Origin of the sequence: Teichococcus deserti (assembly GCF_001982615.1) — a bacterium.
GTDB lineage: Bacteria > Pseudomonadota > Alphaproteobacteria > Acetobacterales > Acetobacteraceae > Pseudoroseomonas > Pseudoroseomonas deserti.
Window position 1 is genome coordinate 1 of the sequence record NZ_MLCO01000218.1, and the last position, 12,734, is coordinate 12,734.

Below are 12,734 nucleotides of genomic sequence, written 5' to 3' on the forward strand. Positions count from 1 at the left end.
CCGCGACCCCGCCCGCCCCTTCCTGGTCGAGGCCGCCGGCGCCGAGGTCCGCGTCCTCGGCACCGCCTTCGACGTGAATATCCTGGACGACCGCCTGGAGCTCGCCGTGCAGCACGGCCAGGTGCGGCTGACCGATCCGGGCCAGGCGCCGCCGCTGGCCGCCGAGCTCGGCGCCGGGGACCGCATCAGCCTGTCGCGCGCCGCGCCCGCCTTGCGCCGCGACCGGGTCGCGCCGGCAGCGGTGGCGGCCTGGCGTGACGGCCCGGCCTTCGTCCAGGACGCGACGGTGGCCGAGGTGGTGGCCATGCTCGGCCGCTACCACCACGCCATCTTCCTGCTGCGCGATCCGGCGCTGGCCGGGCAGCGGGTTACTGGCCTCTATGACCTGGGCGACGCCGGCCGCGCGCTGCGCGCCCTGCTGCAGCCGCTGGGCGGGCGAGTGCGGCAGGTGACGCCCTTCGTCTACTGGATGACGAAAAGTTAATCTTACCATGTGAAGAAAAATCGCGGATCGGTGAAAAAAACCGCCGGCCTCGCCGTCCTCCGCCCAGAACGCAAATGCCTCGCATTTGCGATGCGAGAGGATAGCGAGCTGACCATGATGCGCATGACCAAGGGCCGCGCCGCGCGGCTGCTGGCGGGCACCGCCCTGCTGGCCACCTCCCTGCTGGCGGTTGCGGCCCCGATCGCGCCGGCGGCTGCCCAGGCGCCGGCGGCGGCGCAGCGCTTCGACATCCCGGCCCAGCCGCTGGGCAGCGCGCTGGCCGCCTTCGGTCGCCAGGCCGGGCTGCAGGTCACCGCCGAGGCCGGCGCCGTCGCCGGGCTGCAATCCCAGGCGGTCTCCGGCAGCCTGGCGCCGGAGGAGGCGCTGCGCCGCCTGCTGTCCGGCACCGGAATTTCCTGGCGCTTCGGCGGCGAGGGCACCGTGCTGCTGACCCGCCCGCCGGCCGTCTCCGGCGCGCTGGCCCTGCCGGAGGTGGCGGTGACCGCCGGCCGCCAGCGGCCCTGGAGCCCGGTCGCCGGCTACAACGCGACGCTGGCGGCCTCGGCCAGCAAGACCGACACGCCGCTGATCGAGACGCCGCAATCGGTCTCGGTCGTCACCGCCGACCAGATGCGGGCGCAGGACGCGATCAGCGTCACCGACGCCCTGGCCTATGTCCCCGGGCTGAACGCCCAGGCGCCGACCTTCAGCCGCATGGCCGACGACTTCACCATGCGCGGCTTCAACGTCGCCGACGCCTATAGCGGCATGCTGCGCGACGGGCTGCGGCTGCAGCCCAATGTCTATGGCCTGGCGCAGGAACCCTATGGCATGGAGCGGATCGAGGTGGTGCGCGGCGCCGCCTCGGTCCTCTATGGCCAGCTCAGCCCCGGCGGCCTGATCAACGCCGTCAGCAAGCGCCCGACCGAGGAGACGCTGCGCGAGATCAACATCGGCTATGGCAGCGACGACCGCCGCTTCATCTCCGGCGACTATGCCGGCAAGCTGACCGAGGACGGCGCGCTGACCTTCCGCCTGACCGGGCTGTGGCGCGATGCCGACAACTGGGTGAACCATGTCCAGGACAACCGCCGCTATATCGCGCCGGCGCTGACCTGGCGGCCGGACTCGTCGACCAGCCTGACCCTGCTCGCCAGCTACCAGCGCAGCGAGACGCAGTTCGCCGCACCCATGCCCTATGCGGCGCTGCGCAGCGGCACCGTGCCGCGCGACTTCTTCACCGGCGAGCCCGGCTTCGACCGCTTCGACACCACCGCCTACACGGCCGGCTACCTGCTGGAGCATGCCTTCAACGACCGGGTGAAATGGCGCAGCGGCGCGCGCTACTTCACCTCCAGCGGCAACTGGGACTATCTGACCTTCCTGTCGGCGACGGCCAACGGCACGGTCAATCGCGGCCTCAGCCAGCGCGAGGAGGCCTCGACCGGCTTCACCGCCGACAATTCGCTGGAGATGCGCTTCTCCACCGGCGCCGCCGAGCACACCCTGCTGGCCGGCATCGACTATTTCAACGCGCGCTACAACTCGCACCGGTATCTCAGCGGCACCGCCTTTCCGATCAACCTGTTCAATCCGGTCTATGGCCGTCTGCCGATCGTCAACCGCGCGATCGACACCGGCAGCCGCACCAATGGCGACCAGGTCGGCGTCTATCTGCAGGACCAGATCCGGCTGGGCCAGCTGGTGCTGACCTTGGGTGGCCGGCATGACTGGACCGAGCGCAAGACCACCAGCTTCCGCAACGGCGCCCAGGCCAGCCAGTCCGACGACGCCTTCACCGGCCGCGCCGGCGCCGTCTATCTCTTCGAGAACGGCTTTGCCCCTTACCTGAGCTTCAGCCAGTCCTTCGCGCCCAACATCGGCACCGACCGCCTGGGCGAGGCCTTCAGCCCGACCCGCGGCACGCAATACGAGGCCGGGCTGCGCTACCAGCCGCCGGGGACGTCCATGACCTTCTCGGCCGCGGTCTATGAGCTGACCCAGAAGGACGTGCTGACCACCGACCTGCAGGCGCCCACCTTCCAGGTGCAGACCGGCGAGGTCCGCGCCCGCGGCATCGAGCTGGAGGCCAAGGGCAACTGGGGTCCCTTCGGCTTCGTCGCCTCCTACGCCTATACCGATGCGCGGGCGGTGAAGAGCAACCAGGCGGCGCAGCTCGGCCAGCGCCTGGCGCTGACGCCCTACAACACCGCCGGCCTCTGGGTGGACTACGCCGCCGACGGGCTCGGCATCCGCGGGCTGAAGATCGGCGGCGGCGTGCGCTATGTCGGCAGCGCCAATATCCCGGGCTTCGACCGCGACGTGCCCGACTATGTGCTGGTCGACGCCATGGCGCGCTACGAGCTCGACCGGCTGCTGCCGCAGCTGCCCGGCACGGCGCTGACGGTGAATGCCCACAACATCTTCGGCGAGAATTATTTTGTCTGTGCCGGCGCCTCGAACGGCTGCCGCTATGGCGCGCCGCGCACCTTCCTGGCCAGCCTCAGCTACCGCTGGTGATCGGACGCCGCGCGCTGCTGGGGGGGCTCGGCGCCCTGGCAGTTCCGCATCCGGCCGGGGCGGCGACGCCCCGGCTGGCCTCGCTCGACCTGGCGCTGACCGAGGCGCTGCTGACGCTCGGCGTCACGCCGCTGGCCGTCGCCAACCTTCCTCTGTACCGCAGGCTGGTCGGCGATCCGGTCCTGCCCGAGGGCGTCATCGAGCTCGGCCCGCAGCAGGAGCCGAACCTGGAGCTGCTGCAGGCGCTGCGCCCCGACCGCATCCTGGCCGCCGACTGGCAGGCCGGCGGGCTGCGCCGGGTTTCTTCCAGTTTTTCCACCTCTTTCCTGTCGGTCTTCGCGGCTGACGGTGACGCACTGGCCCAGGCAGCGCGGCTATTGCGCGCCGTCGCAACGCTGTCCGGCACCGATGCCGAGCCCATCATCGCCGAGGCCACCACCGGCATCGCGGACGCCGCCCTATCGGTCCAGGGCCTCGACGACCGCCCCGTCCTGCTGTTCCGCCTGATGGAGGATGCCCGCAACATGGCCGTCTTCGGCAGCCGCGGCATGCCGGGCGGCGTGCTGGCGCGGCTCGGGCTGCGCAACGCCTGGCAGGGGCGGCAGAACGCCGCCGGCGTCGCCTCCGCCGGGATCGAGGCGCTGGCGTCGATGCCCGAGGCCCGGCTCATCCATTTCGACCGCGGCGCCGAAACCGCTCGCGCCCTGTCGCGCCTGGAGGTCAGCCGCTTCTGGCAGGCCCTGCCGGCGCTGCGCCAGGGCCGGATCGCCGCCATGCCGGTGATCTATCCGAATGGCGGCCTGGCCTCGGCCGGGCGCCTGGCGCGGCAGATCGCCGCCCGCCTGCCGGAGCTCGCCCGCCATGGCTAGCCGTTTCTTTGTCCTGTTGTTCGTCAGCCTGGTCGGTGCCGGCGCGCTCTTCGCCCGCGGCGCGCTGCCGTTGCTGGGCGGTGACGAATTGAAGGAAATCCTGTTCTTTCATGCGGCCTTGCCGCGGCTGTGCATGGCGCTGCTGGCCGGGGCCGCTCTGGGCCTGGCCGGGCTGCTGTTCCAGCAGGTGCTGCGCAACCCGCTGGCCGAGCCCGGCACACTGGGGATTTTCGCCGGCGCCCGGCTGGCGCTGGGCCTGGCGACACTGGGGGCGCCCGGGCTGCTGGAATGGGGTCAGGGGAGCATCGCCTTGGCCGGGGCCGGCGGCGCCGTCGGGCTGGTGCTGCTGCTGGCCGCCCGCCGCGGCTTCGCGCCGCTGCCGGTCATCCTGGCCGGCCTCGCCCTCGGCCTGGCGCTGGAGGCGCTGAACAAGGCGCTGCTGCTGCTGCATTACGAGGCGCTGTCCGACCTCGCCCTCAGCCAGGCCGGCGGCCTCGGCCAGATCAGTTTTCTTCCGGTTTTTTCCATCGCTCCTTGGATCGCGGCGCTGGCGGCGGCCGCCTTCCTGCTGCGCCGACCGCTGGCCCTGCTGACACTGGAGGATGACGGCGCCCGCAGCCTCGGCCTGCCGCTGCCCGCCGTGCGACTGGCGGGGCTGGCCATCGCCACCGGCCTGGCGGCGACGGTGGCGGCGACGCTGGGCGGCATCGCCGGCATCGGCCTGGCGGCCCCGGCTTTGGCGCGGGCGGGCGGGCTGCGGCGCTTCCCGGCGCTGATGGCGGGGTCTGCCCTGCTCGGCGCCGGGCTGCTGGCGCTGACCGACCAGGCGCTGCTGGCCCTTGCCGGGCCTGGCCTGCCGGCCGGGACGCTGACGACGCTGCTGACCGCGCCGCTGCTGCTGTGGCTGCTGCGCCGGATGAAGGGCGGCGGCGGCCGTGCCTCCATCCCCGCGAGCCGCGCCACGCACCCGGCCGGGCCGCTGCTGCTCGGCCTGGCGCTGGCCTTGACGGCGGTTCTGGCCCTGGCCCTGACGCTCGGGCCGACCGCGACAGGCGGCTGGTCCTTCGAACTGACAGACATGCTGGAATGGCGCGGGCCGCGGGTGCTGGCGGCGCTCTCGGCCGGCGCCATGCTGGCGGTCGCCGGGCTGGTCATCCAGCGCCTGACCGGCAATCCCATGGCCAGCCCGGAGCTGCTGGGCCTTTCCGCCGGCGCGGGTCTCGCCCTGCTGCTGGCGGGGCTGCTGGGCCTGGCGCCGGGGCGCGGCGCCATGATCGCCCTGGCCGCTGCCGGGGCGCTGGCGGTGCTGGCGCTGATGCTGCGGCTGCAGCGCCGCGCCGGTCCCACCGGCATGCTGCTGGCCGGCCTGGCGCTGACCGGGCTGCTGGGGGCTGCCGGCGGGCTGCTGCTGCTGACCGGCGATCCCCGGCTGCTGCCGCTGCTGGGCTGGCTGGCGGGCTCCACCTATGCGGTCACCGCAGCCGAGGCCTGGACCGCCTTCGCCCTGGCCGCGATCCTGCTGCCGCTGTCCGGGCTGGCGGTGCGCTGGCTGTCCATCCTGCCGCTGGGGGTGCCCACCGGCACGGCGCTGGGCCTGCCCTGGACCCGGCTGCGGCCGCTGCTGCTGGGGCTGGCGGCGCTGCTGACCGGGGCGGCCACCCTGCTGGTCGGGCCGCTGAGCTTCGTCGGCTTGATGGCGCCGCATCTCTGCCGGATGATCGGGCTGCGCGGCACCGCGGCGCCGCTGGCGGGTGCCGCCCTGTCGGGGGCGCTGGTGATGACCCTGGCCGACTGGCTGGGCCGCAGCCTGGCTTTCCCCTGGCAGTTGCCGGCGGGGCTGGTGGCGACCCTGCTGGGCAGCGCCTATCTGTTGGGATGGATGCTGCGGCGATGATTCCCTCCCCCTTGACCGCGCTGCTGCAGGGGCCGCTGGCGCCCTATTCGCAGAAGCTTTTTTTCGAGGCTGGGGAAGGGTCGGAACCCGCGGCGCGGCTGCTCGAGCCCGGCGGGCTCGGTGGCGTTCTGGCGCGCTTCGCCGCCCGCTACCCGGCGCCGGCCGATCCGCGCGCGGTGGCCTCGCTGTGGTCGAAGTATCATTTCTCCACCTGGCTGGTGCCGGCGCTGGCGGCGAACCTGCTGCTGGACACCGATCTGCCGGTCGCCCTCGACGAGGCCGGGCTGCGGCTGGCGGCAGACGGCGCGACCATCGGGATCGAGGTCGCTGACCCCGGCGCGCCGGTGGGCACCGACCGATTCGCCCGCATCGTCGACGGCCACCTGGCGCCGCTGATCGAGGAACTGGCAAAGGCCTCGGGCGCGGCGCCGCGGGTCTTCTGGGGCAATGCCGGGGCGCTGATGGAGCTGGCCCTGACCCGCCTGCGCGGAGGCTTTCCCGCCAGCCCCGGCCTCGACGCGCTGGCGGCGTTGCTGGCGGCGAAGCTGGATGCCGCCGGACGCCCCAACCCGCTGCATGCGCCGATCCGCTACACGCCCGAGCGCAAGCGCCGCGTCTGCTGCCTGCGCTACCCGATCCGGGACCTGGGCTTCTGCGGCACCTGCCCGCTGACCGAACCGGCCCGCGCACGGCTTCTCGCCGGCGGCGCCTAGCGCCCGAGATGGCCCACCAGCGCCTGGAACATCTGCGGACGGCGACACGACGGCCGAGCGCCGCCTCACTCCAGCGCGATCTTCCCCTCCCCCAGCACCGCCTTGTAGCGCTCGATCTCCAGCGCCACGAAGTCGCGGAACTCGGCGGTGCGGCGGGTGGCGGGCAGCGAGCCGCCTTCCTCGATCACCTTGATCATCGCCGGCGCCTGCATGGCGCGGTCGCTCGCCGCCACCAGCCGGTCGACGATCGGCTGCGACAGGCCCGGGGGCGCGAAGACGCCGACCCAGCTCATCGCGTCGATCTCGCCATAGCCGAGCTCCTGCAGCGTCGGCAGGTCCGGGTAGCGGGCGATGCGGGCCAGGGTGCCTGCGGCCAGCGGGCGCAGCTTGCCGTCGGCGATCTGGGGGGCCACCGCGCTGACGCCATCGATGGTCATGCTGACGCGGCCGGCCAGCAGGTCGGCCATGGCCGGCGCGCTGCCGCGATAGGGGACATGGGTCAGCTCCACCCCCGCCTTCTGCGCCAGCGTCGCGCAGGCCAGGTGGTGCACCGAGCCGATGCCGGCCGAGGAATAGGTGACGCTGCCCGGGTTCTTCTTCGCCGCCTCGATCAGCTGCCCGACGCTGGTGAAGGGCGAGCTCGCGGGCACGACCAGCAGATGCGGGTGGACGGCGATCTGGGCGATCGGGGTGAGGTCGCGCAGCGGATCATAGGGAAGATTGCTGAACAGCGCTGCCGCCACCGCGTTCGGCGTCGAATGACCGAAGAGCAGCACCGAGCCGTCGGCGGCCGACTTCGCCACCGCGTTGGCGGCGATGGTGCCCGAGGCGCCGGAGCGGCTCTCGATGACGAAGGGCTGGCCGAGCTCGGCGGCATATTGCTCGGCCACGGCGCGGGCGACGATGTCGGTGAAGCCGCCGGGGGCGAAGCCCACCATCATGCGAACCGGCCGGCTGGGCCAGGTGGCGCCTGGGCTCGTCCCCTGGGCCTGAGCCGGACGGGCGGCCAGGCCGGCAAGGAGGGGAAGGCCCAGAAGGCGGCGGGGAAGGGTCATCATGGCAGGGATCTCCGGTCCCCGCGAGGCTAGCGCCAGCCCGGCCGCGCAACCACCGGGCGAAGCCCGGGAATCATGCGCCGCCAGCCATGCCCTGCCCGGCGGAGGGGCAGGCGGCGCCCAAGGGTTGAGCGGCAGCCTCGTCGAGCAGGCGGCGGGCCAGGCCGGCCATCTCGCGCTCCAGCCCCAGATCGCTGCGCCCGGCGGCGGCGACGGCCTGCAATTCGGTGGTCAGGGCTTCGCGCAGGGCGGGCTGGCGCATCAGGGCGGCGACCAGGCGCAGCGCCAGATGGGCTGCGGCCTCGGGCCGGCTGCGATCCAGCTCATCCCAGACATCGCTCATGCCGTTTGGTTCCCCCTTCTTGACGTTAAGAGGGTTTACGACGCCAGCGCCGTCAAAATTCCCGATGCGCGGAACGATCTTTCCGGATTCCGCCAAAGGCACATCAATCAGCCAGGATGACGGGGCGGGGTGGATTCATTCCGCCCGCGGCTCGGGACCCGCGGCGCGCTGTCGCTGCAGCAGGATGTCGCGCACGGCCAGGCCGGTGTTGGTCAGCATCCAGTTGCGGTTGAGCAGGCCGGCGGCGACCAGGCGATCGGCAACGGCCAGGCCGATCACCTCGCTGATGACAGCATCGGCATGCCTCGGGTCGAGCCGCTGCGCCAGGGCATCGGCCTTGTTCCGGTTCACCATAGGCTAGGCTCCGCGCGTCAGCTCGGCTGAAGGACTCGTGCCAGCGGCTGCGGCGACGGCGTCGGCGGAAAGCGGCGCGACGGCGCGGGACCGCAGGCCCCTGCTCCGTGCGGAATGATCCACAAGAACTGTTTCCGCCTTCTTTTTGGAGGGGCGCCGGATCCGCAGGGTTGTGCCTGCGGGACGACAGAAAACCGCGAGCGACCCTGTTCTGCTGTGCGCTGCGGCCCGCGCGTGATCATCCATCGCAAAACACGCTATTTGGATCGTTTTTTCGACACTCATTCCTGTGTTGTTTGCATGCTCGACCGGCCGTCAGCAAGGCCGTTCCTGGGGCACGAAACCGTCAGCGCCTGCTTTGTGACAGGCGCGCCACACCCGCGCCGGTGGCAGTGCCCTCCCCAAACAGCAACCGCGCCGGGCGAGGCCCGACGCGGTTGCCGATCCTCCCAGGCAGCGGGACTTAGCCGCGGATGCTGCCCGGGCCCGTGCCCGGCCCGCCGAAGGCCGAGGCCGCATTGCCCACCACCAGCGGCAGGCCGGCGCCGCGCGCTTGGCTGGTCGCCACCGGCGCCGCGGCGACGGCGGGGGTGGAGGCGCCGGCCGAATTGCCGACCCGCAGCGGCAGGCGGGCATCGGCGCTCTGCGTCACCGGCATCGCATAGGCGAAGGGGCTGCCCACGGCCGAGGCATTGTTGGTGTTCTCGTAGAGGTCGGCGGCGCTCGCCAGGCCCGGGGCGATGGCCAGGCCGGCAGCAACCAGAAGGGCAGAGATCTTGGTCATGGTCGTCATCCTCATTCGCGGTGTGGAGCAGGGCCTGCCCTGCGGTTGACCAGAGAATGGCGTGCCGACCGATCAATAGGAAACGCTCAATCCTGATGGCTATCATCAGCCAGAATGATGCAACCCGAACCGGTCAGCGAAAATCGCGGCTGCGCGGCAGGCGGGCGCCATCCGGCCCGCGGCGGCGCGGCGGGTGCTCGGGGGGACCGCCGGAGCGCACCTCGTCGCCCGGGCCCAGGTTGCGGTCGGCCCAGCCGGGATCCCAGCTCCGGGTGCCGTCGGCGGTCTCGCCCAGCATCAGCTGATCCAGCAGCGCCGTGCGGTCCTCCAGCCGGCTGGCCAGCAGGTGGATGATCGGCACGGCGGAATGGGCGTCCTCGCGCTCCACCCTGCCTTCGGCCAGCAGCAGCCGGCTGCCCACCAGCGCCGCCCGGTCGCGCGCCGCGACATCGGTGTAGACGACCAGGTTGGCCTCGCCATGCTCGTCCTCGAGCGTCAGGAAGATGATTCCCTTGGCCGAGCCCGGGCGCTGCCGCATCAGCACCAGCCCCGCGATGCGCAGGCGGCTGCCGTGCCGGGCCGCCTTCAGCGCCCGCATGTCGGCGCAGCCCTGGGCCTGCAGCGCCGGGCGCAGCAGCGCCAGCGGATGGCGCCGCAAGGTCAGGCCGGTGGCGACGTAGTCCTCGACGATGGCCTCGCCCTCATCCTCCTCCGGCAGGGGGGATTGCGGCTCGGGCAGCAGCGGCGCCTCGCCGGACAGCACGCCGCCGGCATGGGCGGCGCGGAACAGCGGCAATTCCCCCGGCCCGCTGCCGACGCCGCGCGCATCCCAGGCGGCGCGCCGCCGCCCGGCGCCGACATTGGCAAAGCCGTCGGCCCCGGCCAGCGCCACCAGCGCGGCGCGGTTGAGGCCGGCGCGCCAGGCCAGCTCCTCGACGCTGGCGAAGGGGGCGCCGTTGCGCGCCTGGCGGGCGTCGAGGATGCGCGCCGCATCCGCCTCCGCCAGGCCGCGCACCAGCCGCAGCCCGAGCCGCAGCGCCAGCCCGTCGCGGCTTGCCGGCGCCCGCTCCATCGCGCAGTCCCAGAGGCTGGCATTGACGTCGACGGGGCGGGTCTGCACGCCGTGCTCGCGCGCGTCGCGGATGATCTGGGCGGGGGCGTAGAAGCCCATCGGCTGGCTGTTCAGCAGGGCGCAGGCGAAGATGCCGGGATGGTGGCACTTCATCCAGGCCGAGGCATAGACCAGCTTGGCGAAGCTCGCCGCATGGCTCTCGGGGAAGCCGTAGGAGCTGAAGCCGCGGATCTGCTCGAAGACGCGCAGGGCGAAGTCTTCCTCGTAGCCGCGCCCGACCATGCCGCCGACCAGCTTCTCGCGATAGCTGTCGATGCGGCCATCGGCGCGGAAGGTCGCCATGGAGCGGCGCAGCTGGTCGGCTTCCTCGGGCGTGAAGCCGGCGGCGACGATGGCCAGGCGCATCGCCTGCTCCTGGAACAGCGGCACGCCTTCCGTCCTGCGCAGGACATTGAAGATCTCTTGCTGGTTGCCGCCCTTCGGCCCCGGATAGGTGACCTTCTCCAGCCCCTGCCGCCGGCGCAGATAGGGATGCACCATGTCGCCCTGGATCGGCCCGGGGCGGACGATCGCCACCTGCACCACCAGGTCGTAGAACTTCTTGGGCTTCAGCCGCGGCAGCATGTTCATCTGCGCCCGGCTTTCCACCTGGAAGACGCCCAGGCTGTCGGCCTGCTGCAGCATGCCATAGGTCTGCGGGCATTCCTTCGGCAGGCTGGCGAGATCGAGATCCCGCCCGTGATGCCGCCGCAGCAGGTCGAAGCCGCGGCGCAGGCAGGACAGCATGCCGAGGCCCAGCACATCGACCTTCAGGATGCCCAGCGCGTCGATGTCGTCCTTGTCCCATTCAAGGACGGTGCGGTCCTGCATCGCCGCCTTGCCGACCACGGCCAGCCGCACCAGCGGCCCGCGGGTGATGACGAAGCCGCCGACATGGGTCGCGGTGTGGCGCGGGAAATCCAGCAGCTCCTCGGCCAGCCGCAGCGTCATCGCCAGCCGCGGATCGGCGAGGTCGAGTTTCTCTTCCGTCGCCAGCTCCGCCATCGAGCGCTCCCGCCCCGGACCCCAGCTGGCCTTGGCCAGGCGTGCGGTGACATCCTCGCTCAGCCCCATGGCGCGGCCGGTCTCGCGGATGGCGCTGCGCGCGCGATAGCGGATCAGCGTGGCGCAGATCGCCGCGCGGTCGCGGCCATAGCGCGCGTAGAGATGCTGGATCACCTCCTCCCGCCGCTCATGCTCGAAGTCGATGTCGATGTCGGGCGGCTCGCCGCGCGAGGCGGAGACGAAGCGCTCGAACAGCAGGTCATGCTCGGCCGGGTCGATGGCGGTGATGCCCAGCACGTAGCAGACCGCCGAATTGGCCGCCGAGCCGCGCCCCTGGCACAGGATCGGCGGCGTCAGGCCGCGGGCGAAGCGGACGATCTCATGCACCGTCAGGAAATAGGGCGCGTAGCCGAGCTCGCCGATCAGCCGCAGCTCATGCGCCAGCCGGCCGCGCAGGTCGTCGGTGACGCCGCCGGGCCAGCGCGCGGCGACCGCCGCCTCGACGCGGCGCGCCAGGCTCTGCTGCGCGTCCAGCCCGTCATCCAGCACCTCGTCCGGATATTCGTAGCGCAGCTGGTCGAGCGAGAAGCCGCGCGTCGCCTGGAACAACTCCACCGTCGCCGCGATGGCGCGCGGATGCCGGGCGAAAAGCCGCGCCATGGCGGCGGGGGATTTCAGCCGGCGCTCGGCATTGGGCTCGGCGGCCAGGCCCAGCGCGTCGACGGTGGTGCGCAGCCGGATGGCGGTCAGCAGGTCGGCCAGCGGCCGCCGCCCGGCCGCGTGGTAGCGGATGTCGTTGCCGGCCAGCAGCCGCGCCCCGGCGCCCTCGGCCAGGGCGGCGAGGCGGTCCAGCCGCTCGGCATCGTCGCCGGCGAAAGGGCAGCTGGCGTAGAGGAACAGCGGCATGACCAGGCGGCGGCGCAGCGCGCGGGCCACCAGCTTCAGCCGCCGCGCGAAGGCCTCGTCCGGATCGGCCGGCGGCACCGCGGCCAGGGCCCAGCCGCCGGGTTCTTCCCCCGCGGCGGCGACCATCTGCTCCAGGGTGATCCAGCATTCGCCCTTCGGCGCCGCCATCCGCCCGGCCGAGAGCAGCGCGGTCAGCGCGCCATAACCCGCCCGGTCGGCCGGCCAGGCCAGCCATTCGCTGCCATCCAGCAGCCGCAGCCGGCAGCCGGGCATGAAGCCGATTGCCTGCTTCTCGGAGACCTCCCTGGCCGCGACATGGCCGCGCACCACGCCGGGCAGCCCGTTCAGGTCGCAGAGGCCGATGCCGGGATGGCCATAGGCGGCGGCGGTCGCCACCAGCTCGTCCGGATGCGAGGCGCCGTCGAGGAAGGAAAAATTCGAGCGCGCCGCGACCTCCACATAGGTCACGGCAGATGCCCGTGCAGCAGCCAGCGCCCGCCGGCGCGGCAGAGCCAGAGCCGCTCGCCCGAGGCCAGCTCGACCCGGTGATAGTCGCGTGGGGGGGTGTCGGGCGGGGCGCGCCACCATTCGGGCTCGCGCCGCATCGGGCCCTGCCGCGCCACCACCGCCTGCAGCCCGCCGCGCCAGGGCAGGTGCAGCGGCAACTCGGGCGGCAGGTCCGCGGGAAGGTCAAGC

At 72.5% G+C, this 12,734-nt stretch carries 10 protein-coding genes and 1 pseudogene; 5 read left to right on the plus strand and 6 right to left on the minus strand.

Annotated elements, in window-relative coordinates; all coding sequences use genetic code 11:
- The 5 genes from BKE38_RS20515 to fhuF all read left to right on the plus strand — a co-directional run.
- A partial coding sequence (locus tag BKE38_RS20515; protein WP_207553624.1) for a FecR family protein occupies window positions 1–484 on the plus strand: 484 nt, incomplete at its 5' end.
- A 114-nt stretch (window positions 485–598) separates the two neighbouring features.
- A complete protein-coding gene (locus BKE38_RS20520) occupies window positions 599–3,004 on the plus strand; it encodes a TonB-dependent siderophore receptor (RefSeq protein WP_207553625.1) in 2,406 nt (801 codons plus the stop codon).
- Window positions 3,001–3,873 (plus strand): ABC transporter substrate-binding protein, encoded by an 873-nt coding sequence (locus tag BKE38_RS20525; protein WP_207553626.1) that lies wholly within the window; start codon window positions 3,001–3,003, stop codon window positions 3,871–3,873. The genes BKE38_RS20520 and BKE38_RS20525 overlap by 4 nt, the downstream gene beginning before the upstream one ends.
- Complete coding sequence (gene fhuB / locus BKE38_RS20530) at window positions 3,866–5,767, plus strand: Fe(3+)-hydroxamate ABC transporter permease FhuB (protein ID WP_083747725.1); 1,902 nt, start codon at window positions 3,866–3,868, stop codon at window positions 5,765–5,767. Before BKE38_RS20525 ends, fhuB begins: the two co-directional genes overlap by 8 nt.
- On the plus strand, window positions 5,764–6,480 hold the full coding sequence (gene fhuF / locus BKE38_RS20535; RefSeq protein ID WP_165694241.1) for a siderophore-iron reductase FhuF: 717 nt from the start codon (window positions 5,764–5,766) through the stop codon (window positions 6,478–6,480). Before fhuB ends, fhuF begins: the two co-directional genes overlap by 4 nt.
- Window positions 6,481–6,545: 65 nt before the next feature.
- Here the strand turns inward: fhuF and BKE38_RS20540 are convergent, their stop codons facing one another.
- The 6 genes and pseudogenes from BKE38_RS20540 to BKE38_RS33375 form a co-directional block, all read right to left on the minus strand.
- Window positions 6,546–7,421, minus strand: a complete 876-nt coding sequence (locus tag BKE38_RS20540; RefSeq protein WP_165694242.1) for a Bug family tripartite tricarboxylate transporter substrate binding protein — start codon at window positions 7,419–7,421, stop codon at window positions 6,546–6,548.
- Between the two features lie 187 nt (window positions 7,422–7,608).
- Window positions 7,609–7,878, minus strand: a complete 270-nt coding sequence (locus tag BKE38_RS20545; protein ID WP_076959113.1) for a hypothetical protein — start codon at window positions 7,876–7,878, stop codon at window positions 7,609–7,611.
- Window positions 7,879–8,013: 135 nt separating this feature from the next.
- Window positions 8,014–8,232: a hypothetical protein gene (locus tag BKE38_RS20550; RefSeq protein ID WP_076959114.1), complete on the minus strand. Its 219-nt coding sequence runs from the start codon at window positions 8,230–8,232 to the stop codon at window positions 8,014–8,016.
- 463 nt (window positions 8,233–8,695) lie between these two features.
- Window positions 8,696–9,016: a glycosyl transferase family 39 gene (locus BKE38_RS20555; protein WP_242662506.1), complete on the minus strand. Its 321-nt coding sequence runs from the start codon at window positions 9,014–9,016 to the stop codon at window positions 8,696–8,698.
- Between the two features lie 133 nt (window positions 9,017–9,149).
- Entirely contained in the window at window positions 9,150–12,506 is a 3,357-nt protein-coding gene (locus BKE38_RS20560) for an error-prone DNA polymerase (RefSeq protein WP_242662507.1), read from the minus strand.
- A pseudogene (locus tag BKE38_RS33375) lies at window positions 12,503–12,734 on the minus strand (DNA polymerase Y family protein); the annotation flags it as partial. The pseudogene BKE38_RS33375 and the gene BKE38_RS20560, both read right to left, overlap by 4 nt.